This is a genomic window from Pirellulales bacterium (assembly GCA_035499655.1).
In the GTDB taxonomy this organism is placed as follows: Bacteria; Planctomycetota; Planctomycetia; order Pirellulales; family JADZDJ01; genus DATJYL01.
Genome location: DATJYL010000029.1, coordinates 1 through 22,831 on the forward strand (window position 1 = coordinate 1; position 22,831 = coordinate 22,831).

17 protein-coding genes are annotated in these 22,831 nt (G+C 59.0%); 10 read left to right on the forward strand and 7 right to left on the reverse strand.

What is annotated here, in order from left to right:
- Positions 1 to 102: 102 nt before the first annotated feature.
- Together VMJ32_01900 and VMJ32_01905 are read left to right on the forward strand one after the other, a co-directional pair.
- The gene (locus VMJ32_01900; protein ID HTQ37748.1) at positions 103 to 1,668 is read left to right on the forward strand and encodes a hypothetical protein; all 1,566 of its coding nucleotides are present in this window, start codon (positions 103 to 105) and stop codon (positions 1,666 to 1,668) included.
- A 326-nt stretch (positions 1,669 to 1,994) separates the two neighbouring features.
- Complete coding sequence (locus VMJ32_01905; GenBank protein ID HTQ37749.1) at positions 1,995 to 4,202, forward strand: BBP7 family outer membrane beta-barrel protein; 2,208 nt, start codon at positions 1,995 to 1,997, stop codon at positions 4,200 to 4,202.
- A 35-nt stretch (positions 4,203 to 4,237) separates the two neighbouring features.
- Here VMJ32_01905 and VMJ32_01910 read toward each other — a convergent pair whose 3' ends face one another.
- Complete coding sequence (locus VMJ32_01910) at positions 4,238 to 5,542, reverse strand: lactate racemase domain-containing protein (GenBank protein ID HTQ37750.1); 1,305 nt, start codon at positions 5,540 to 5,542, stop codon at positions 4,238 to 4,240.
- Positions 5,543 to 5,985: 443 nt separating this feature from the next.
- On the opposite strand from VMJ32_01910, the gene VMJ32_01915 reads away from it, so the two are divergent.
- Both VMJ32_01915 and VMJ32_01920 read left to right on the forward strand, forming a co-directional pair.
- The gene (locus VMJ32_01915) at positions 5,986 to 9,744 is read left to right on the forward strand and encodes a hypothetical protein (GenBank protein ID HTQ37751.1); all 3,759 of its coding nucleotides are present in this window, start codon (positions 5,986 to 5,988) and stop codon (positions 9,742 to 9,744) included.
- 116 nt (positions 9,745 to 9,860) lie between these two features.
- Positions 9,861 to 10,604, forward strand: coding sequence for an MBL fold metallo-hydrolase (locus tag VMJ32_01920; GenBank protein HTQ37752.1), 744 nt, complete (start codon positions 9,861 to 9,863; stop codon positions 10,602 to 10,604).
- 23 nt (positions 10,605 to 10,627) lie between these two features.
- On the opposite strand, the gene VMJ32_01925 is transcribed toward VMJ32_01920, so the two are convergent.
- Positions 10,628 to 11,779, reverse strand: coding sequence for a DNA topoisomerase IV subunit A (locus tag VMJ32_01925; GenBank protein ID HTQ37753.1), 1,152 nt, complete (start codon positions 11,777 to 11,779; stop codon positions 10,628 to 10,630).
- A gap of 24 nt (positions 11,780 to 11,803) precedes the next feature.
- The gene (locus VMJ32_01930) at positions 11,804 to 14,050 is read right to left on the reverse strand and encodes a DNA topoisomerase VI subunit B (protein ID HTQ37754.1); all 2,247 of its coding nucleotides are present in this window, start codon (positions 14,048 to 14,050) and stop codon (positions 11,804 to 11,806) included.
- Positions 14,051 to 14,555: 505 nt separating this feature from the next.
- Between VMJ32_01930 and VMJ32_01935 the strand changes: the two genes are divergently transcribed.
- Both VMJ32_01935 and VMJ32_01940 read left to right on the forward strand, forming a co-directional pair.
- Positions 14,556 to 14,915, forward strand: coding sequence for a hypothetical protein (locus VMJ32_01935; GenBank protein ID HTQ37755.1), 360 nt, complete (start codon positions 14,556 to 14,558; stop codon positions 14,913 to 14,915).
- 142 nt (positions 14,916 to 15,057) lie between these two features.
- The gene (locus tag VMJ32_01940) at positions 15,058 to 15,417 is read left to right on the forward strand and encodes a hypothetical protein (protein HTQ37756.1); all 360 of its coding nucleotides are present in this window, start codon (positions 15,058 to 15,060) and stop codon (positions 15,415 to 15,417) included.
- Positions 15,418 to 15,621: 204 nt separating this feature from the next.
- Here the strand turns inward: VMJ32_01940 and VMJ32_01945 are convergent, their stop codons facing one another.
- The 3 genes from VMJ32_01945 to VMJ32_01955 all read right to left on the reverse strand — a co-directional run bounded on the left by VMJ32_01945 (position 15,622) and on the right by VMJ32_01955 (position 17,709).
- On the reverse strand, positions 15,622 to 15,819 hold the full coding sequence (locus tag VMJ32_01945; GenBank protein ID HTQ37757.1) for a hypothetical protein: 198 nt from the start codon (positions 15,817 to 15,819) through the stop codon (positions 15,622 to 15,624).
- A 72-nt stretch (positions 15,820 to 15,891) separates the two neighbouring features.
- Positions 15,892 to 16,635, reverse strand: a complete 744-nt coding sequence (locus tag VMJ32_01950; GenBank protein ID HTQ37758.1) for a VWA domain-containing protein — start codon at positions 16,633 to 16,635, stop codon at positions 15,892 to 15,894.
- 81 nt (positions 16,636 to 16,716) lie between these two features.
- Positions 16,717 to 17,709: an NADPH:quinone reductase gene (locus VMJ32_01955; GenBank protein HTQ37759.1), complete on the reverse strand. Its 993-nt coding sequence runs from the start codon at positions 17,707 to 17,709 to the stop codon at positions 16,717 to 16,719.
- 215 nt (positions 17,710 to 17,924) lie between these two features.
- On the opposite strand from VMJ32_01955, the gene VMJ32_01960 reads away from it, so the two are divergent.
- The 4 genes from VMJ32_01960 to VMJ32_01975 all read left to right on the forward strand — a co-directional run bounded on the left by VMJ32_01960 (position 17,925) and on the right by VMJ32_01975 (position 21,207).
- Complete coding sequence (locus VMJ32_01960; GenBank protein ID HTQ37760.1) at positions 17,925 to 19,031, forward strand: mannose-1-phosphate guanylyltransferase; 1,107 nt, start codon at positions 17,925 to 17,927, stop codon at positions 19,029 to 19,031.
- Positions 19,032 to 19,048: 17 nt separating this feature from the next.
- Positions 19,049 to 19,525 (forward strand): Holliday junction resolvase RuvX, encoded by a 477-nt coding sequence (gene ruvX, locus VMJ32_01965; GenBank protein HTQ37761.1) that lies wholly within the window; start codon positions 19,049 to 19,051, stop codon positions 19,523 to 19,525.
- Positions 19,526 to 19,684: 159 nt separating this feature from the next.
- Positions 19,685 to 20,473 carry an MBL fold metallo-hydrolase gene (locus VMJ32_01970; protein HTQ37762.1) on the forward strand — a complete coding sequence of 263 codons (789 nt, stop codon included), beginning with the start codon at positions 19,685 to 19,687 and terminating at the stop codon, positions 20,471 to 20,473.
- A 362-nt stretch (positions 20,474 to 20,835) separates the two neighbouring features.
- Positions 20,836 to 21,207, forward strand: coding sequence for a calmodulin-binding protein (locus VMJ32_01975; protein ID HTQ37763.1), 372 nt, complete (start codon positions 20,836 to 20,838; stop codon positions 21,205 to 21,207).
- A gap of 96 nt (positions 21,208 to 21,303) precedes the next feature.
- Here VMJ32_01975 and VMJ32_01980 read toward each other — a convergent pair whose 3' ends face one another.
- Entirely contained in the window at positions 21,304 to 22,503 is a 1,200-nt protein-coding gene (locus VMJ32_01980) for a M20 family metallopeptidase (protein ID HTQ37764.1), read from the reverse strand.
- Positions 22,504 to 22,831 lie beyond the last annotated feature (328 nt).

A 22,831-nucleotide genomic window follows, 5' to 3' on the forward strand; every position in this document is an offset into this window, starting at 1 on the left:
TCGCCCGATGTATCGCCGCAGTGATCTGATGCATTTCGATTTTCAGGTAAATTCGTGAACTGCTCACGCTGTTGCCGATTTGCGGTGTGCGCCGGTTTTGCATTGGCGCTCCTGGCTGATGCTGCGCAAGCCCAGCGCGTGCGATTCGAAGGCCCGGATGCTTCCTCGGCAAGCGCCGACAGCGGCGGCTCGTCCAACGCTCTGCCCGATGGTGCAACTTGGGTGGCCCGGGGCACGGGCAATTCATTCAGCAGTTTATCGGGCGCAGGCAGTACATCCGATTCGAGTGCGGCCACAGGCGCATCAACCGCCAGCGCGCCGCCAGCGTATACGACATACACAGCCGGACCGGCGTTTTACACCGCCGCCGTTCCAAGCAGCACGACAGTGGCTCCCAGCCTGGTTACTCCAGCGGCGACACTTCCCTCGCCTTCAGCGGCCTATGGCCAGAGCATTGGGCCCCCGCCGCTGTTAGGATCCTCTGGCAATGCGTGGGATCCCTATCGCTTGGCACAGCGACCGGCAGTATTTAGTGGAACCATTACATCCGCCTCCGGCCAATACCTATTGCCGCAGCCGATGCCTCGGGTGCCGTACTACACCCAGCAACCGGTTGCGCCTGCTGCTCAGCCGTACGTGGTGATTCCTGAGGCCAGTCCCGCCGCGGTTGCGCCGGCCACACAGCCTGGGGCTGTGGTGATGCCTGGTCCCACACCGCCGGCGTACGTTTCGCCTCCTACGGTGCCCACGCTCGGTCCTGCCCTCCCGCCGGCGCCGGTTTATCCGACAAGTTGCTACGCCATTGCGGAGGCCATTTTTTTCACTCGGAATGTGCAAGCGGGAAATAAGCCGTTGATTTTAACCAGCGATGTGCCCAACCCCACGGATCCAAACGTTCTGGCGAGTACTGCAGATTTGGGTTTTAATTGGGAGATTGGACCGCGAATTACGCTGGGCCACGAGTTTGACAATACGTACGCCTTCGAAGCGACCTACTGGGGAATTTTCAATTTCCACGATTCGCTCACCAGAACGGGCGCCAACGATTTGAACTTGCCCGGCGACTTGGCCTTGAGCGGCGGATTGGCGTTTATCGGCGCGGATCAGATTAACGTAACCTACGATTCGGAAGTGAACGATGGCGAATTGAATTTACTGCGCAGTTATGGAAATATCTCGTGCTTGATTGGATTTCGATACTTCAATCTGGGCGAGCGGTTTAGCATCACCGCCACCGACGCCGTGGACGGCACCGGCTTTTATAATTTGAATGCGTACAACAATCTGTTTGGTCTGCAAGGCGGTGCACGTCTGCAACAGGCCTGTGGCAATTGGTCCTACGATTTGACGGGCAAAGCAGGTGTTTACGGCAACGCCGTCCGCTCGTCGCAACTGGTCGTGGATGTGGATCCCAGCAGTCCGCTGCGCGACGTCAGCACCTCCGGCGCACAAGTGGCGTTTATCGGCGAACTAGGTTTCGACGGAAATTATCAGTTCAGTCCAAACTGGTTTCTACGCGGGGGTTATCAGGTATTTTGGGTCGACGGCGTGGCGCTGGCCCCCAACCAGCTCGATTTCACCGACACCACCACCAGCGGCACGCATCTCAATAAAACCGGCAGCCTCTTTATGCAGGGCGCAAGCGCTGGTTTAATGGCCCGCTGGTAATCGGGCGGCGCTGGCGACTCGCTGCTAGCAAGCCATTGTTTGTCGCGCACGGCGTCCTGCTGATGCTCGTTGCTAGCCGCTGTTTGCTAGCATCTTCTTCCGTGCCAGCGGCCGACCATTTTTTGCCACCGCTACAGCTTCACAAAGATTTGCTGAGTGGCGGGTTTCTAACTGCTACGAAGGCTGTTTGGAATCATCCGACTGCCCGACTTGTTCCGAAGTTTCCCAATGTAGCCGCGATGTAGATGGCGGCGACGTTGGGGATTGTACGCTCCCAGCATCGCGCTACGAATCCGGGCTGATCGTTCGAGTTCTGGGGGAAGACTATGAAAAAGCCCTTCTGGGGCGAGTACCGCGCGAGCGCCTGCCGGTGCCTGGTTTGCATCGTGGCGTTGTGCGTTGCCCAACAACTTCACGCCGACGACGGCGTCGTTTCGCCGACGTTCGGTCCGGATGTGACGCCCTTGAGTCGCGCCATTTCCGGTCCGGCCAACACCTTGAATTATCAAGAGCCGGCATCCGCGCCTTTTGATTGGGGTGCTCCCCGTGGAGCAGTCGTGGCCACGCCAACGGTTTCCACGGCATGGCCGACCACCTCCCCGGGCCAAGCCGCCAATAATCCGGGCACTTCAACGACGCCGGTGCTTAAATTTCCGTTTTCTTCTTCCGCCGGCACAGGAGCCACGCCGAGCGCGACAACTTTGCCAAGCACACCCGGCATGCCGACCACATATACTGCGCCGCCGAATGCAGCCAGTACGCCGAATACATATACTGCAGCGCAAAACGCTGCCAACTTGCCGAACACGTATACCGCACCGGGTGTGATCGGCTTGCCGACGGTAACCCCAACGGCATTGCCGAGCGGGACATCTGCTTCGCCGCGACCGATCGATGTCTTTAGCCAGCCGGCGATGACGAATCCGCCGCAGGCTTTGCCTTCCAACAATTTTCCGGGTGGCCCATCGCCAGCAACGCCTGGCATTGCTCCGGCGGCTGCCGCGCCCGCCAATGCGACGCCTGCCAAACCCAGTCCGTGGCGGCCCATCCAAGCGGCTTTCCGAGAATTATCGAATTCGAAGTCCGACGCTTCGGGTCCGCCGCCGGCTGCTGAAATTGTCGATCCGCAAGTTAGTACACAGTCACCTTCGGTGATGGCTTCGCCCGCACCTGTCGTGATGACACCACGAATTGCCTATGTGCGAGCCGACGCTGTGCCAACAACTCCCGCGGAACTTTCCAATTCGACACCGGAGGGCAATTCGTCGGGCTCGATGCCGACCATTACCGACAGCCCGCCCCCCGACGTGACTTACTCCAATCCATCGGGTTGCGGCTGTGGCGGCGGGTACTCCCCGGACGGTTCCAACTCTTGCCGCACATGCGGCGGCTGGCAGCCGGGCACGTGCAGCACGCACGATCCGAACGGTTCTTGCTTTTTGCAGCGGCTGGCTTGCTGCCTGTGCAAACCGTACCCCGATTGCAGCAACGGCTGCGTCGATTTCTGCCACAGTTGGATTTTCCATGAGGACGATTGCTGGATATTCAGCAATCACAAGTGCTGCAACGCCGGTTGCGGGCCATATCCTTACGGAACTTGCGCCACCGATGGGCAAGGGCAGGGGAGTGGTTGCGGATGCAATTGCGGCTGCGGACCCTGCGTGCCGCCGCCCGATTGGTACTTTACGGCCGGCGCCTTGGTGCTGACGCGGGACAACGAAGCGCGCAATCAAACCGTCGTGGAAAACACCACCACCTCCACAACCGCGCTGGGCACGGGCGATTTTGATTTCGCTTGGATCACGGGTCCCAGTTTTGTGTTGGGTTACCGTCCCACGAAAATGGACGCCTGGGAGCTTTCGTACTTCGGTCTGTACGATTGGAACTCCGCGCAAACGGCAACGGGAGCTGCCAATCTTAGCCTGCCGGGCGACTTGGGCACGACCGGGTTTTTTAACGGCGCTAGCCTGGTGCACGTGAATTACAACAGTCAGGTCGATGACGCGGAACTCAACTATTTTTGGCACCACGGTTGTCCCGATTTCATGTGGATGGTCGGGTTCCGCTACTTTCATTTGGACGAAAAGTTCGACATTACCTCGACCGTCACCGGATCCGGCAGCAGCGCCTACGACATTAGCACGGACAATGATTTGGCCGGCGGTCAGATTGGCGCACGTTGGCGACATTGTTGCAATTGGTTTGAGTGGGATGTAACGGCCAAAGCGGGTGCCTTCGGCAACTCGGTCGGACAAGAGCAAGTGGTGACCGACGCCACGGTCATTCGCGATACCGATACCGGGCATCACACCGGCGTGTGGGCCTTTGTCGGCGACCTGGGAAGCAACGTCGGAATTCGCTTATGCCCCAATTGGACTTTGATGGGAGGCTACAACGTGATGTGGGTGGACGGCGTGGCGCTGGCGCCCGATCAATTGGACTTTACCGACACGACCAGCAGCGGCACAGGCTTGGACAAAGGCGGGCATGTGTTCTATCAAGGTGCTCATGTCGGGTTGGGATGCCGCTGGTAAGGCTGAGTTAGTGGTCAGTGGTTGTTGCTCGGTGGTCAGTCTTCGGCGAGCTCAGTCGAGCCGTGGTCAGTGGTGGCAGGGGCGAATGGCGGCAGGTTGCCGGCGGCATCCAGCGGCAAATCGCGCGGCGGAGTGAGTATTTCTAAATCGGCCCGGGCCCGGGCTTCCGCCAAATAAGCGGCCGAGCATTCGACTTCGGCCAGGCGCAGCGTATTTTTAATCCACAGCATTTTGGCCTGCGCCGGCTCGGTAAGGCCGATCGTGGGCAGCGCCGCGTCCAGCATTTCCCGGTCGGTATCGTAGTGCAGCGGATATTTGACCATCGGCAGATTGCCGCTGGTTAAAATGTTGGTCCAGGTGGCGTGTTGATCGTGCTGCGCAAGCAAGCCGGTGGTGCAGAATTCCACCATGCCGATGCCGACGGCGTTGCCGTGCGAGGCCGGCGTAAGATTGCGGACCATAATCCGCCGCACCTTGGGAAACTCGTCGCCGGCGGCTTTGCTGGCGTATTGTTTGCGGCCCACCACGTTGGTGTCGATGCCGGCGCCGCTGATGTCTTTGCCCATTTCGTCGATGATGAGAATATCGACGTGCTGAAACGGTAGGCGCGGCATCCACTGTTTGGCCAGCACGAGCAATTGCTTTTCGCGCTGCTCGATGTCTTGCGGCGGAATGGCTTCGATGAGCGCGGTTTCGTCGTAAGCGTTTTCTACCACCGCCAGGCCCGCCACAATGCGGCAGCGCTGGAGCACTAGCGTTGCGACGCTACGGACAATTTGACCGAAGCTGAAATCTTGGAAGGCCCGATGATAAATTTTGGCTCCGGCGTGCTTGCCCAGGCCCAGCAACATCATTTTCATTAGGCCGCTTTCGATGTCGCCGGTGAAATCGGTATGCGGCTTGATGCGGCCGCACAGCACCACGTGATCGGCCTGGCAGGCGTAACGATCGACATGAATCGGAAAACCCTCGGGGGCCTGGCCGATGATTTCGGTTTCCATGCTGGCGCGGAGGGGACAACCGCAATATTCTTCGGTGATGCCGTAATCGTGGAGCACCTGCAGTTGGCCCTGCGCCGTGCCGCCGCCGTGGCTGCCCATGGCCGGCACAATGAAGGGGCTGGCGCCCAGGCTTTTCAAATGCTCGACGGTGGTCCGGATGATCTGTGCGATGTTCGCAATGCCGCGGCTCCCGGCGGTGAGGGCGACGGTTTGGCCGGGTTTGATTTTTTCATGAAGTTTCAGCCGGGCCAGTTGCCGCTGGGTTTCGCCGGGGATGTCGGCGACTGTGGGGCGCTCGAATTTTTGGCGAAGTCGGAAGAATTGCGGATAGGGGCTCATCGTCTCATCATAAGTGGGCCGAGGTTTGCGGGCGAGCAGCCGGCGAAGTTGTGGCGGGGACTTTTGTCTTGCGCCGGTGAAGGGGCAATTGACCGATGTCGAACGGCCACAACAACTTGAATTTTCCGCGCAACACGGTCCCCACTCTTTACTGCAAAAGTTGGCGACTTTACGTTGGTTTTGCATTGTTTTCGATTGGCCGCCGCTGCGATCAGCCGGGGTCGATCATCCAATGGCCCGATGCCCCGAGAAGGAAAACCGGCGGCGGGTGGAAATTACGCGAAATGGGCTGAATTTTGGGGTCGATTCGGTCTGGCAGTGGGGGCAGGAAAGCTTTAGAATTCGCGGCCTTTTTTGTTTCAAAGCGCGGATTGCCCCTGGTGTTTTCACCAGGGTCTAAATGGGAAATTGCGATTGAAAATTTGGCCAGGGAGGGCCAAACGATGGCTAGCGTTTCGCAACGGCGCACACGGCGGCAGGGAAGTTACGAGCCGGTGCGGGCGCGCGCCTATCAGGTCCCGAAAAAGCGCCGCTGGCTGAAGCGGCTGGTGTTGGGACTGACGCTGCTCATTATTGTGGTGCTGGTGCTGCCGACGGTGATCAGCAAGACGACGCTGCGCGACATTCCGTTGCGGTTGGCGCTGCGGAACCTGCACGGCACGGTGCAGGCGGGAGGAGCATCGCTGTCGTGGTTTGCGCCGCTGGAATACACGAATATCGAAATCCGCAACGAGCGCGGCGAGCTACTGGTGTCGCTGGCGAAAGTAGCCAGCGATAAATCGTTGGTCGGATTGCTTTCGAACTTGAACGATTTGGGAACGTTCCGCGTGGAGCGGCCGCAGGTGAATGCGGCGCTGCGGGCGGACGGCAGCAATTTGGAAGATCTGTTTATCAAGGGGACAGAGTATAGCGGCGCGGAGGCCAAACCCGAGGCGCAAGCGACGCCCGAGACGGGGAAGGGAACACGGCTGCCGGCGGTGACGGCTGAAATTGTGGACGGCACGATGCACGTGCTGGATGCCACCAGCGGCCAAAAATGGGAGATCGACAAGTTCAATTTGCACCTGCGGATGTCGCCGGAAAGTTCTTTACCGACCGAACTCTCGGTGACGGCGGAAGTGCCTGTCGATGGGCGGCTTGCCCAACTGGCGGTAACCAGCGCGCCGGCGGCCAGCGGCGGGTGCGACCACTTCCAAGCGAAAATCGACGCGCTCCCCTTGGCCATGTTTCGCGGACTGGCCGAGCGCGTAGCGCCGGGCGTGCAATTGAGTGGCACCTTATCGACGAATTTGCGATTGGACGGAGTCAGCACCCTCACCCCGACCCTCTCCCAGGGAGAGAGGGAGAACAGCGGCGGCGCAGCGGCGGCCAAGGCGCAAATTCAGATTTCCGGCAGCATGGGGTTGGACCAACTGGGCGTGACCGGCGGGCCGCTCGGGAGCGATCGGTTGGCGCTGGCTCATGTCGATATGCCGTGCAAGCTGACTGTAGGCGAACGGAGTGTGGACATCGAGCAATTGGGGGCGGCGTGCGAAATCGGCCAATTGAATGTGAGCGGCAGCATTGCCACGTCGGCAGCGCCGCAAGCCGATGCGGCGGGAACGCTGGCCCGTTCGGCGCTAAATGTGGATGGGCAACTCGATTTGGCAAAGCTGGCCGCGCAGTTGCCGGGCACATTGCACGTGCGGGCCGGGACGCAAATTACCTCGGGCCAGGTGCGTTTGACGCTGGCGAGCAAACCGGAGGCGGGCGGGCAAGCGTGGAGCGGACAATTTGTGGCCAGCGATTTGGCCGGCGATTATCAAGGACGCCACTTGACGTGGGATCAGCCCATTCAATTACAGGCCACGGTTCACGATGCGGCGGGAAATTATTCGATTGAAGGATTGAACTGCTCGTCCAGCTTTTTGACGCTGACCGGCCAGGGCTCGTTGGATCAATTTCAAGCTGAGGCGCAGTGCGATTTGGATAAGTTGATGAGCGAGCTGAGCCAGTTTGTCGATTTGGGCGCGTTGCGGCTGGCAGGCAAAGGCGATGGCCATTTGCGGTGGTCGCACGGCTTAAGCGGTGAGTTCCAAACCAGCGGCGATATGCGGCTGCAAGGGTTGCAAATTGCCTTGCCGGGCAAGCCCGTGTGGCAGGAAGACGCGGTGGCGGCGTCGGCCACGGCGGCCGGAAGCATTGGCAATTTGACATTTGCGACGCTGGGAGCGGCGAAATTGCAGCGGCTGGATGCGGCCCAATTCACCGCCACGGTAGATAACACAGCCGCCAACACACATGAACAAATCGAAGCCAAGTTGCTGCAAGGGGAAAACGGATTGTCGACGAGCAATCGCTGGCCGGTGGAGATTCAGGCGCAGGGGCAGTTGGGGCGCTGGTGGCCGCGAATTGCCGCGTGGTTGGGAATCCAAGGCCTGGATTTGAGCGGCGCGGCCACGATGGCCCTGCAAGGCGCCTATTCCAATCAAGGCTTGGAAATTCAGCAAGCCAAGGCGACGTTGAATGGATTGCACGCCTGGGGCTGGAACAGTTTGTTCATTGACGAGCCGGTCGTGCAGATGGAAGCGGCGGGAAGTTACGACTTCGGGCGGAATCAACTTACGCTGAGCCGCACAACGTTGCTGACGAGCACCGTTTCGCTGCAAACCGATGCGGCGACGGCGACGCTGCGATCCGACGGCGTGCTGGTGATGCAAGGCAATTTGGCGTACCAGGCCGATTTGGCGCGGCTTTCCCGCTGGGTGAACGATCCGCGCCTGACGCCGAAATACGCTTTGGCGGGCCGGTTGATTGGAAACATCGACGTCGACCGAGGCAGCGCGGGAATTAACGGGAAGCTGGACGCGGCAATCGATCAGTTCGCCGTGTATGTAAGTCCGGATTCGTCCGCGAAATCGCCCAATGGATTGCGAGAAGCCGCCGCGCAAATGCCGCAACTGGTGTGGCAGGAAAACAAATTGACGCTGGCGGCCGCCGGCCGGTTGGATGGCGCCGCGGACAGCGTGCAGTTGACCTCGCTGGATGTAATTTCGCAGGCGCTGGATTTGCACGCAGCAGGAAAAATTGACGCCTTAAGCACGCAGCAAAATGTCGACCTGGCGGGAAAAATCGATTACGACTGGGCGGTGTTGGGGCCGTTGTTGCGGCCATATTTGGGAGATCGGGTGGCGCTGGCCGGCCGGGAATCGCGGAACTTTGCCGTGCACGGTCCGCTGGCGATGAAAGACAAAACCATGGCCGTGGCGGTTTCTGCCGCAGGTGCGGCAGGCGCGAACGGGCAGACAACCAGCGCCATGCCAACCGGAGGACAGGCAGATCCACTGGCATCTTTGCGCGGGCTTTCGGCCGATGCATCGCTGGGCTGGACGCAGGCCCAATTTTACGGCCTGCAGACAGGGCCTATCGACGTGAATGCGCATTTGGAAAACGGCACGGTGGAGCTCAAGCCGATTGAAACCGTCCTGGTGGGTCAGCACAGTTCCGGCCAATTAAGCGTGACGCCGGTGCTGCATTTATCGCCGGGTCCGCCGGAATTGGTGTTGGGCAAAGGAACCATTTTAAGCAACGTGCAAGTTTCCGAAGAGCTGAACGAATCGTGGATTAAATTCATCGCGCCCATGGTGTCCGGTTCGGCGCGCACCGAAGGCAGCTTTTCGGTGGAATTGGACGGTGCGCACGTGCCGCTGGACGATCCGAAAAAAGCGGACATTGGCGGCCGGCTGATTGTGCAAAACATGAGCGTGACGCCCGGGCCGCTGTTTCGGCCGTTTGTGGTGATTGGCCAGCAAGTGGAGGCCCTGGTGCAAGGTCGATTGCCCACGGGGGGTTTGAGCGGCGAGACGGCACTGCTCAAAATTGACGATCAGAAAGTTGATTTCCACCTGGTCGATGGCCGGGTGTATCATCAAGGCTTGTCGATGCAAGTGGGCCAAGTGACCATGCGCACCCGCGGCTGGGTCGGATTGGACGAATCGGTCAATCTTGTCGTCGAAGTGCCGCTCAAAGATGAATGGATCCGGCAGCGCAACAGCCCGTTGGCGGCGCTCAAAGAGCCGATGATTACCGTGCCGATCGTGGGCAATTTGAAAGACCCCAAATTCGACACCCGCGTGACGGCCAAGCTGTTGGAAACGATTCCCCGGGCGGCGGTGGAAAACGGGTTGAACAACGTGCTGGACCATCTGTTGCCGCAGCGGTAAGGCAAGGGATGTAGAAAGTCGGATGGATGCGGTATGATTTGAGCAGCGAGCCTGCATCCACCGCAGTCCAAACTCCGACTTCCTACTTCCTACATTTCTCTGTCTCGGCGCGGCATATGAAGCTGCATCTGTTGGGAACCGCCGGGTATCATCCCACGGAGCATCGCCATACGGCCTGCTTGATGCTGCCGGAACAGGGCATCGTGCTGGATGCGGGAACCGCCATGTTCCGCGTGCGAAAACATTTGGCGACGCCGCAGTTGGACATTTACTTGACGCACGCCCATCTGGACCATGTGACGGGTCTGACTTATTTGTTCGATGTATTGGCCGACAAGCCGATGGAGCGGGTCACGATTCACGCGCTGCCGGACAAACTGGCGGCCATTGACCAACACTTGCTGAACGAGCAGATTTTTCCGGTGAAGCTGCCGTACGAGATGCGGCCGTTGGTTCAAGATGCACCACTGACGGACGGCGGCACGCTGCGGTATTTTCCGCTGTCGCATCCGGGGGGCTCGATCGGCCTGCGGCTGAATTGGCCCGAGCATTCGCTGGCGTACGTGACCGACACCAATACGCCGGGGGCGTGCGCCTCGTACATCGATGCCATTCGCGGCGTCGATGTGCTGGTTCACGAATGTTATTATCCCGACGGCTTGGAAAAAACGGCCCAGCTCACCGGGCACAGTTGCGCCACGCCCGTGGCGCAGGCGGCGAAGGCCGCGCGGGTGGGTCGATTGCTGCTGACCCACTTGAACCCGCTGCGCGAGGAAGAAGACCCCATCGGCCTGCGCAAGATATTGGACATTTTTCCAGAGGCGGAAATTGCACGCGACGGAATGGAAGTGGAGTTTTGAACCGCGGCTGCGACGTGGGCGGGCTAATCCAGCCAGTCGCCTTCTTTCAGCCGCTCGGGCACATACGTTTCGGTGACGTAGCTGATGTCTTTGGAAATCAGCGATTCCACTTCCAGCTTGAAGCCGTTTTTCAGCATCCGTTCGATTTCTTTTTGCCACGGTTTTTTGGTGGCGAACCACGGATAGCTGGCGATTTGCTTGGCGCGTTTAATGTCGGAATCGTTCAGCGCAATTTTCACGCTGCCCGAAAGCTGGCAACGGTCGAAATCGATACTGCGCAGCCCGATGAATTTCACGTCGGGAATGGCCATCCGCTTGCTTTCGTACGCCAGGTTAATGGAGCCCTGCTTGAGCACGCTGTAAATGTAATAGCCCCAGGGATCGTTATCTAGCAGGCAATAAATCGGCAGCTTGAGTTCGTTGTGCAGGCGGCACAGCAGCCGGCGCACGCCGCGCGTGGGCTGGCCGGCCCCGTGGGTCAGAATGCACTTGTGCTTGCGCCAGAATTTATCTTCGTTGAAGCGCTGCCAGACGGTGTCTTTTTCCACGTGCAAAATGAATTTCGCGTCGCATTTTTTGAATTCGATCCGCTCCGGCTCGACGATCGACGGAATGCCGTAGCCGCCGGAGCCCATCCGCGTGCAATCGATTTCGTCGCCGCTGTCGACCAGCGTGATGGGGCCGACCATGTCCCCGCGCTTTTGGGCGTACAGGTGCAGCTCTTCGCGCAGGCTGTTCAGCGTAACTTCCAGGTCTTCAATCACCGGGTCGCATTCGTTCTGATCGGAAAAGGTTTCCTCTTTGGTGCCTTCGATGGTGTGCTTCAGCAGGTAAAACATGCCTCGCAGGCTGGTGGTCTTGGCCTGATCGATAAGTTTTTTGCAGCCGCTGGCCACGAGCATGGTTTGCATGTAGCTTTTGGCTTGCGACAGATTAAACAGTTGCCGCCGATTTTTGGCGCTGCCCATTTCGATGAACCGCTTCACCCGGTTGTATTTAACGTTGGACAAGTTGCGGGCCGGGATGTCCAGATACGGATCGCGCTTTTTCTCCGCGGCATGCACCACGTCGTTGGCCATCTCTTTCAGCACGCCCAGCGTCTTTTTATCGCGCGGGGTGAGTGTGGCAGCGGCGGAACCGTTGGCGGCAGCAGATTTGCGGGAACGTTTGGCCATGAAAGAAGGTATAGGGTTCGGGGTTCAGGAGATTCGGTTCTCCGCTTGCGGTTTAGCAAACGCAGGCTGTGTGTTGGCGACCGGTGTTTGGGTGGCGTGGTTGTCCACGATCAGCACGCTGCCGCCGTAATCATGGGCATCGGCATCTGGTTCAATCGGTTTGCCATCTTCGCCCAGCACCACGTCGGCTTGGGCGGTTTTCTTTTTCGCCACGGCCAGCAGTTTTTCGTACAACAATTTGATGTTGGTGCGGTTGATTTCGCCCACGGCCGTGGCCACTTCGCCCAGGTAACGCAGGAAAATGTTGCGGCGTTCACCTTCCTGCTTTACGCGGATGCGGCGCCGCAGGTACATGCCCAATTTGCGCCCCACGGCCTGCAGCGCGAGGCGAATTTCTTTTTGAATTTCCGGGTAGCCGGCGATGGCTTCCTTCGATTCGCTGGTGAACGGAACCCAGACGCTGGCCATGTGCACCATGATGGTAATCGGCCCGCTGGGCAGCGAATTGCGCGATTGCTGTAGGCCGTACGCGCGCCAGTTGGTGCTCATAATGGTTTGCGTTATGGCGCACGCGGCGTGCTGGAATTGCAGCGGCACCCGGTTGGCGTAGCGCAGAACCGTCATGGTTTGGCCGTCTTCCAGGTTCACATTGTGCATGGCGGTGTGCAGGGCGGCCAGTTCGTCTTTCTTCAGCCGGCCGGGCGATTGCCGTGTGCCGAGTTTCGATTCTTCCAGAATTTTGTCCGCCGCCTCGCTTCCCAGTCCGGCAAAGGTGCTCACGAGGAATTGCCGCAGGGTGCGGGCATCGCTTTGCGAGAGCAATTCGGCAAGCACTTCCAGCGAGACGCGCTGACCGATGGGCGCCCCCCCGTAGGCCACGGCGGCCTCAATGAGAAACGGATTGCCGCGGTAGACCGCCGGCGGCCGGGTGGCGGCGGCGTAAAATTCGCCCGGCACCACTTGGTGCAAGCTTTTCAACAAATGTTCTTCGCCAATCGGCGAAATGCAATCGGTCGACGGAGAGGAGATTTTGGTTTGCTGGATGGCCTGATACAGCGCATCGGCTTCGTGCCGGCCAATACGATGCACATTGCCGCGCGTGCTCAGCTTGGCCGTTTCGCAAATTTTGCGGGCCACGCCGGGGCTGACGCGGGAAAAGTTCTGTGTCAGGAACTGCGAAATGGTCCCCGGCGACGCGTCTTTCATCATGGTGATCAGGCGGCCCAACTCAACGCCGTAGGGATGCGGCTTAATTTCCTTGGGCTCCGGCGGCAGATGGTGCGTGGAGCGGGCGAATTCACGCTCGTTGCTTTCGGGGTCCTTGTAGTGCAGCCGCAGGTGCGGATTGGCGATGGCCGTTTGCTCCAGATATTCCTCCACGCTGCCGCGGCCGCGCTTGTAGGCGCCTTCCAGCTCGATGGTGACGCGGGTGCCGTGAACGACTTCTTTGTCGCCGTCGTGCACAGCGATCCACTCGATGCCGTGCTTTTCGATGAGGGCTTTCCCTTTTTCGCCGGCCGGAATGTCTACCCCTTCGCCGTGGCCGTTCAAAATTTCCGGCTTATTGTTTTTGGTGTTGATTTGAATTTCGTAATAATGGGCCGGCGATTTCTTGCCGATCTTCGAGATAATTTTCACCGGCTTGCCGGTCGTCAGCACGCCGTACATGCCGGCCGCGCTGATGCCAATGCCTTGCTGCCCCCGGCTCATGCGCAAGCGATGAAATTTGGAGCCGTACAGCAGCTTGCCGAAGATCAAAGGAATTTGTTTTTTGACGATGCCGGGGCCGTTGTCTTGCACGCCAATTTTGTACCGGTTGTCGCCGGTTTGCTCGATGTGGACCCACAGCTCAGGCAAAATGCCCGCTTCCTCGCAGGCGTCGAGCGAATTGTCGACGGCTTCTTTGACCGCGGTCAGAAGCGCCTTGCGGGGATTATCGAAGCCCAGCAAGTGACGATTTTTGGCGAAGAACTCGCTGACGGAAATATCGCGCTGGGCGGCGGCCATCGATTGGGCGGTGGCCCGATGGCGGCGCTTTGATCCGCCCGCATGCTCCGTTTCGTCCATGTGTGCCCCGTCGTGCGGCGCCTTGTCGGCAGCGCCGTTGGAAGCAGCTTTGGCAGCGGCTTCTTCCGTGGCGGTTTTCCCGTGGGCGGCTTCCCCGTTGCCTGTCGGCCCACCCGTATCGGAATGGGCTGCACGGCGACCCCCTTTTGTGGATGGACCGGCGGTTTTAGCCCGCCGTGACGATTTTGCTTGGGCGCGAATCAAGTGATGTATCCCCCGTGGCTACCAGATGTTACGTCCTGATTAGTCCTGGCGTGCGTGAGCTTAATGAACCGGGAAACTAGGGAAATTATACCGGTCGTAGGGTGCGATCTCTAGTCGAGTTTTCATCATGGCCGGTTTGCCAGGACGATGTGGCACATCCGGCAAATAAAGATTCACCCGCACCGGCGGCGTAAGCCGAAGAAGTGGACAGAAGAGAGTAGACGGTGGTCCGTGGCCAGTTGTCTCGTGCAGCCGACGGCTGTGTGGACGAACGGGCCGGTCCGCCGTTAATTTATTCGCTCGAACGTCCCGCCGTGTTGGTTCCCGTCTGAGTTTTCCCGCCGTGTTGGTTTCTACCCAGTAAGTTCCCACCGAAAATTTCGTTTTCGCTCCGCCGAACTTTTCTGCGCGCCCTAGCCTGGCATGCGATGGCGCGCGTTGCGGCGCAGCGGCAACGAATTCCCATCTGCTGGTTTCTTGTTCTGTTTTCAGGAGGAGATGAAAGATGAATTCCCATTTGACCATGCGCAGGTTGCGGGTCGTGGCCATTGCCGCGGCCGCCGTGTTTGTGTCGGTGTTGATGAACCACCAAATCGCGCGGGCGCAGGATTATTGCGGTCCGTACTCGCGGCCCGATTTGTTTTACAACTACTATGTGCCGCCGACGGCCAGCAGTTGCTACCCGGGTACGATCGGCGCGGAGTTGTATCCTTGCCCGCGCCCTACGCCCCCGCTGGTAGGCCAGACGTACATTACGTATCAACCGCTGGATCCGCACGAGTTTTTGTACCGGCATCATCGGACGTACTACCGCGACAACGGGCCATACGCCGGCGTGACGAAAGCCTACATCTGTTGGTGGTAAGGGCAGAAAAAATGACGAAGCACGAATGACGAATGAATGTCCAATTTCCAAGCACCAATGACCAATGAGCAAGCACCCATGACCAATGGGAATGTTGAACGATGAACAATAAATGATGATTTGCAATTGAGGAGAATTTGTTATGAAACGGATTTTTAGCTGCGCGGCGATGACGCTGGTTGTGTGTGCGCTTTGCGTGAGCACCATGCAGGCGGAGCAGCCGCAGAATTATGCTTACCGGCAGGCGCAAGTGTTGCCCTGGCACAATGGATTTTACGACCCGTATTGGGGCGAGCCAATTGCGCTGGTGGCGCCGCCGAATGCCGAGTTTCAAGCGAACTACGGCTGGGGCGTGGGCGGGACCCGGGTTGCGCCCATTTATCACCAGTTTGCGCGGCCTTATCCAGGTTACGGTGGGGCCGGCGGCTTGTTTACCCCGACGCCGAATAATCCCAGCGACACGCAACAATTCGGCGTGTATTACATCCGCGGGCCGTGGTAGAAGAATAGCGCACCATAACTATGTGAACTGCTGCCGACCGTTTAGCCGCGACGCGCCAGCGGAGCGCATTTGCATCACGGATCACCGACCACCGACAATTGACCACTGCTAGTTCACTGCCATCGGGCGGTTCGGCGCTGCCTCCTCCGGCGTCGGGCTGCCCGATTTTTTGCACGCTCAAGATGAAGAACAACCGCGCCGAACTCAAAGTTCGTCATACACAGCGTCCTCGTCGGCATAAGCATTGAGCAAACGCTTCATCGCCGTTTCACGCCAAACGGATATTTCTTCTTTGGAGTCAATGGGGACCGAGATTTTAATCACATCACCAGGCGAAGCATTAAGTGGCTGGCTTAGTTCCAGATGGGTTGCATCAATAATTTTGGCGGAAATCTCGCGCATTGTGCCGATCCTGAATTGAGTGCGGTTCGGGGTACTTTTCTAACGGCGTGGCCAACGATAATTATAACATTTCTACTTGGCTTGGGCATTCGAACTTTCGCCGTAGTGCTTGATGTCGACAAACACATGCTGGCCGCGGTTTTCGTGCGCAAGCTGAATCAGGCTGCTCGTGGGGCGCGGGACAGCAGCGAATTGAATGACGTTGATCATGGTGCCGCCGCCGTTGAGGCGGTCGATCCGTTTCAGGTCGTCGGCGGTGAGATCGTCTTTTTCCTCGCCGTCGGTCAGCAGGAAAATGACGTCGGGGCGCTGTTGCAAGGCAAGACTGAGCGCGGCCATGTGATCGGTGCCGCCGCCGGCTTCGACGCTGGAAATGAAATTTTCAGCCTGGCGCTTGTTCGAGGGGGTGGCAAAAATCAGCCGCCCGCGGGAATTGCCCAAATCGAACAGGCGCGGCTGCTCGTTGTAAAAGATCAGGTAAAACTGGCTGTGTTCGTCGAGCTCGGCCAGGCTGGCCAGCAGTTGTTTTTTCGCTTCGCGCAGCGGCTTGCCCCCATCGTCCCCCATGCTGCCGGAGCGGTCGAACACATACACGAATTTGTCTCCCTGCGCTTCCAGGCCGAACAACTTGGTGTGGGAGTAGTTGGCCGTGGGATCGAATTTTTGGGCGTCGGGCTCGGCGGCCAGGGCCGCCGCAGAGAAAACCATCACGGCAAGCGCCGTCAATGTCGATGGGAGCAGTTGCCGGAGAAACCGCGGATTGTGCGGAGTACGCGGATAAGAAGCGGGGGCGCAAGGCGATGAGGAATCGTTCATGGGGATTAAAGCTGTTGATATCTGATTTAATCCGCGACGTTCCGCGAAATCCGCGGTGATCTTTCTTCTATTCTCGCTCGGTTAGAGCCGCAGCACAATCTTGCCCATTAAACTGCCCGATTTGCCTACGGTGCTTTCTTCCTGCAATTGGTGGGCGGTGGCGGCCTGCGAAAGCGGCAGCACGCGGTCAATGCAGGCTTTCAGTTTGCCCGCGGCCAGCCACCCGTTAATTTTTTCGGCACAGCGGCGCTGCTCATCCGGCGTGGCGTTGAACATGGCGAAGCCCAGCAGCGAGCAGCCCTTCACGTAAAACGGCCCGACAGGAAATGGCGGCCGGGCATCGCGGCCGGACATGATCATCATCCGGCCACGCGGGGCCAGCAGACCAATCGCCTTGTCGAAATCGGGCTCGCGCAGCGTTTCCCAATAAACGTTCAGGCCGTCGGGGGACAACCGCTTCACTTCGGCGGCCACGTCCTGCGTTTTGTAGTTAAGCGCATGGTCGGCGCCGAGTTCCAGGCATTTTTTCACTTTCTCGTCGCTGCCGGCGGTCGTGATGACTTTGGCGCCAATGGCTTTGGAAATTTGCACCACCATCGAGCCGACGCCGCCAGAACCGCCGTTGACAAACAGCGTTTCGCCGGCTTGAAGTTTGATGTCGCGCAGCAGGCCCAAGCCGGCCGTGATGCTGACCAGCGCAACCGCGGCGGCGGTTTCATCGCTAACGCCCGGGGGAATCGGGTAAAGCCAACTTTCGTCGACGGCGGCGTACTCGGCGAACGTGCCCTGTCGCCCCAGTAAACCTTGGTTGCTCCCCCACACACGGTCGCCCGGTTTGAAACGCCGGGCTTTTGAGCCCACGGCGGTGACGGTGCCAGCCAGATCGCAACCAATGATGAACGGCAGCGGCAACGGCATTTTTACCGTGCCGGAGCGAATGTAGGTATCGATCGGATTCACCGCCACCGCGCCCACTTTCACTAGCACTTGCGAGCCGCAGGGTTGGGGCTGGGGAAGATCGCCGTATTGGATGTTTTCCGGCGGACCGGTTTGGTTGATGAAGGCGGCTTTCATGGCGGCAGAGCAGAGGGATCAGGGTTCAGTGCGCAGGGGGCTAAGATTCGTAATCAGCGTTGGGCGGCATGTTATGCGTGTGCCGAGCATGGTATGTTTCACCATCAGTCCTCGCACGGTGCGGTAGAATTATTAGTGCATAATCCGGTTGATGACTGGTTCTGTCAACGTGCCGTCCTGTACCCTGCGCCCTGAATCCTGAACCCTTTCTTCACATGCTGCATCTTGTCGTAATGGCTGGCGGGGCAGGAACGCGGTTCTGGCCGGAAAGTCGCGCCGCGCGCCCCAAGCAATTGCTGCCGCTGGCGGGAGAGCGCACCATGCTGCAAATGGCCGTCGATCGATTGGGCACGCTGCACAGCGCGGAGAATTTGTGGATCTTGACCGCCGCGGCATTGATAGAGGCGGTGAGAAAACAACTGCCGGCGCTTCGGCCCGATCACATGATTGGCGAGCCGTGCAAGCGCGACACCGCGCCGTGCATTGGATTGGCGGCGCTGCTGCTCAGTCGCAACGATCCGAACGCCACCATGGCGGTGCTGCCGGCCGATCAGGTGATTCAGCCCGACGATCAATTTCAGCGGGCAGTTAAGGCGGCGGCTGCGCTGGTGGAAGAGCGGCCGGAGCGAATTGTCACGTTTGGCATTCAGCCGACCTACCCGGCGACGACGTTTGGTTACGTCGAACGAGGCGAGGGGCGCCTTCAATCTGGTGCATTACTCAAGAGCGAGGGGACGCCCGAATTGCGGGTATTTCAGGTTTCTCGATTTCGCGAAAAGCCGCCGGCCAGTGTGGCGCAAGAATACGTCGCCTCGGGCCGGTTCTATTGGAACTGCGGCATTTTTGTGTGGCGGGCGTCGACAATCATTGCGGCGCTTGAGCAGCGGCAGCCGGAAATGGTGGCGCGATTGAGAAAAATTGCGGAAGCGTGGGGGCAGCCCGACGCGCAGGAAGTTTTTGCCCGAGAATTCGCCGCGATCAAAGGGATTTCGATCGATTACGCGGTGATGGAGCAGGCGCGGGATGTCGCGGTGATTGAAGCGCCTTTCACTTGGGACGATGTCGGTGCCTGGCAGGCCGTGGCGCGGTTGGCCCGCAGCGATGCGGATGGCAACACGGTGAGCGGCCGCCATTTGGGAATTGATACGCAGGGCTGCATCGTTCGCACCGACGAGCATCATCTGGTGGCCACAGTGGGCGTGAACGATTTAATTGTGGTTCACACGCCCGACGCCACGCTGGTGGCCAACCGGCACGATGAGGAAGCGATTCGGCGGATTGTGAGGCTGCTGGAAGAGCGCGGCTGGCGAGAGTATTTATGAGGGAAGAGGAACGAGAGATGAGGGGCGAGAAGACCACGACTGCGGCAACCGGTCGATTGGCGGGAATAGATTTTGGCACAGTGCGAATTGGCGTGGCGATTACCGATCGTGAGAGGCGGATTGTCAGCCCGTTGGACAACTACTCCCGCCGCGGCGAAACGGCCGATGCGGAATACTTTCGGCGGCTTGTTACGGCCGAACAAATTGTCGGCTTTGTGGTGGGCTTGCCCGTCCATTTGGACGGGCGCGAAAGCCAGAAATCGACGGAAGCCAGGCAGTTTGGCGGGTGGCTGGCGCAAGTTACCGGCGTGAATGTGGTATTTTTTGACGAGCGCTTCTCGACGTCGGAAGCGGAGCAAGCATTGGCGGGAGCGGAGTTGACGAAAAAAAAGCGGAAAGCACGGCTGGACAAACTCGCGGCCCAAATTTTGCTAACCGCTTATCTGGAAGCGGGCTGCCCCGCGAGTTTTGAGGCGAAGGGAATTGGATCATGAGTGGGGAGATCAAGGTCAAGTTGAGTTTCAGTCTCAATTGACAGCCGGGCAGCTTCGAAAGAGCCGGCAACATTTCGCCCGTCGCTTGCCCAGGTGACTGTGCATTCTTAAAATCTGGCGGCGAACACTCATCATCGCACACCCTCGATAATTTTATCCATGCTGCAGCGTAAGCCCGTTTTTCCACACGTGATTGAAATGAACTACCAGGCCGGGCAACGCCTGGGGTGCAACGTGTATTTGGTGTATGACAAAAACGAGTGGGTGCTGATCGACGTGGGATTCCAGGAGACGGTGGACGCCATTGTCGATTTAATTCGACAGCTTGATTTTCCTCTGTCGAATTGCAAAACGGTGATCGCCACGCATGCCGATGTCGACCATATCCAGGGTTTGGCCCACATTAAGCAGGCGTTGAAGGCCAATGTCAGCGGGCACCCGAAGGCGGCGGAGCCGTTGGCGAAGGGAGATAAGCTAAAAACCTTTGCGGAAGTCGAGTCGCAAAACATTCATCTCGACATGCCGCCGGTGAAGCTGGATACGTTGATTAATGAGGGCGATATCATCAACGTGGGCGACTTGAATTTGGAAGTGTGGCACACGCCGGGACACACCGACAGCCAACTTTCGTTTCGCTTGGGCAAGCTGCTGTTCAGCGGCGACAATATATATCGGGACGGTTGCGTGGGGGCGATCGACGCCCATCACGGCAGCGATATTCCCTCGTTTCTGAAATCACTGCGGCGCATCCGCGCCAGCGACGTGGAGTGGCTGCTGCCCAGTCACGGGCCGATTTTCCGCAAAGACAACGCATTGTTGGATCGGGCCATCGAACGGCTCGAAGGTTATTTGCACATGGCCGACTGGGGCACGTGTGCCATCGATTGGCCGTTGATGGACGAGTGGGATAAAGAGTTGGAAGCAGGCATCATGCCAGGCGACAAGTGAAGGCAGACAGCAGAAGGCGGAAGGCAGAAAGCAGAAAGAGAGAAGAGGGGCGAGGTGCTAGAGACGAGGCTGGATGCCCGAAGGGTTTGCGCAGGCGGCAATCTTTGACAAATCGTCGTTTTTTAGCGGCGGATTCGCCGTAAACTCTACTACTTGTGCCGCATATTCCCTCAATGCCGTGCGGCACGGTTGACGATGCTGTAACTGACAGGCAAAGTTGGCCGCCGGGCTCCCGCAAGCCCGTGCTAGCATGGCCGTTTGCCTGGCTTATCAACCGAACGATTCGCATCGCGCGTTACTGCTTTCGAACATAAGCATCGACCGCCTGGATGCGATTTTCGCGACTTAGGGGGGATTTCTACATGCTTCGCCGAATTCTATTTGCGCTAGTTTGCGCCTGCGGCCTCGGTTTATTTGGCCATGCTTCCGACGCCAAGGCCCAGGAAGCGTATGGTCGCCAATGGGCATACACGTATAGCACGCAAGATTGGGACCGATTTTATCATTACCCATTCGTGTATTACCCGCAGAACTTTTGGGGCGACGAGTACTATCGCAGCTCCGAGAGTTTGTATTACCGCTATCCGCCTGAAATGCGCATTCCGGTATACAACAAGCAGTGGCACAACGAGTATCCGCAGGCCGCCCAGTGGGATAAATGGATTCATTACAATTACGGTCCCGGACAGGCGCGTTATCACTGGGGCAACCAGTTCATTACGGATACATTCTGAGCCGGCGCAAATTGGCTGCCATGAAGTTTGTGAATCGCAAGCGGGTTTTGCTAAACCGCTAGCGGTTTAGCAAGAACTGCGCAGGAGGTCAGCGTTTCACTTCACCCACTGGGCAATCACCCGGTACAGCACTTCGGCCGCTTGTTCCACTTCGGCCAGGGGGACCCATTCGTCGGCGGTGTGGGCTTGGAGAATGGAACCAGGCCCGAACACGACGCTGGGCACCCCGGCGGCATCGTAACAAAACGCGTCGGTGCCAAACGGAACGCCCAAGACTTGCGGCGCACGGCCGGTGGCGTCTTGCACGGCTGCAACCAGTCGCTGGGCCAGGGGCGCATTGTGGGCATCGTTCAAACCGCTGCTTTGCATGAACGGGGGATCGTGCTCGACGTGCCGGCCCAAGGCGGTTTCAGCAGCGACATAATCGACCACGTGCTGCCAGGCCTGTTGCGGTTGTTCGCCAGGGACAAGGCGACGGTCGATTTCGATGGTGCACTTATCGGGCACGGTATTGACGCTGATGCCGCCGGCGATGGTGCCGACGCTCAAAGTGGGCCGGCCGCAGCGCGCGTGTTCGGCCAGCGCGCCGACGACACTGTGCTGATAGCGCTCCAGCGCCGCCAACACTTGCGCCATGCGAAAAATGGCATTTTCGCCTTGCTGCGGCTGCGAGCTGTGCGCCGCGCGGCCATGGGTACGGCAACGCCAGCGGACCATGCCTTTGTGGGCCACGACCACATTCAGGTTGGTGGGCTCGGCCACGATGGCGGCATCGGGGCGGCGCGAAATAATCGGATTCGGCTGGCCCGACCACAAGCGGCACAAGCCGGTGGCTCCGGTGAAGCCGTGCTCCTCGTTGACGGTGCAGGCCATGACGACGGTGGGGCGCGGCGTGGGAAGTTCTTCCGCCAGACGCACCAGGCAGGCCAGCATGCTGGCCATACCGCCTTTAATGTCGCAAGCACCGCGGCCGTACAAACGCCCCTCGCGCTGTTGCGGATCGAACGGCGCAATCGACATGCCATCGGTGGGCACCGTATCTTGGTGCGCTTCCAGCAGCAGGAGGGCCCCGCCTTCCTGAACCGGCGGATCGCCATCGACGCGGGCCAGCAGGTTGTCGCGCTTTTCGGCGATGGGTTGCCGCCAGGTGGGAATTTTGAATCGGGCGAAAAGCTGCTCCAGGTACGCGGTGAGTTGATGCTCGAAAAACTCGGGGCCGGAAACCGCTCGGCCCATCGGATTCACGCTGGGCGTCGCCACCAGGTCGGAAAGCGTTTGGAGCAGATCAAGGGGCATCGGGCGGAATGACGAAGGTCTAATGACGAATGACTGACGGAATGACTAATGTCGAAACCGTGGCCACTATAGCATGTGCCGGGAATCAGGGACTCATAAAGACCCCCAATAAAGAGTATTGTGGAGTCGGTGTAAGTAAAACATAGTGGTAGGCGAGCGGGGGGCAACCTCCAGCTCGCGCCCTTCGTAGGTACCTGCCCCACCTGCGAAGGGTTCTTTTTTGCGCCCACGTCGGCGGACAGGCCACCCTACGCTACCCCTGACCCAAAACCGGGTAGTGGGTCAGTTTGAAATGTAGAGGCGGCTGTCCTCAGCCGCTAACGCACCA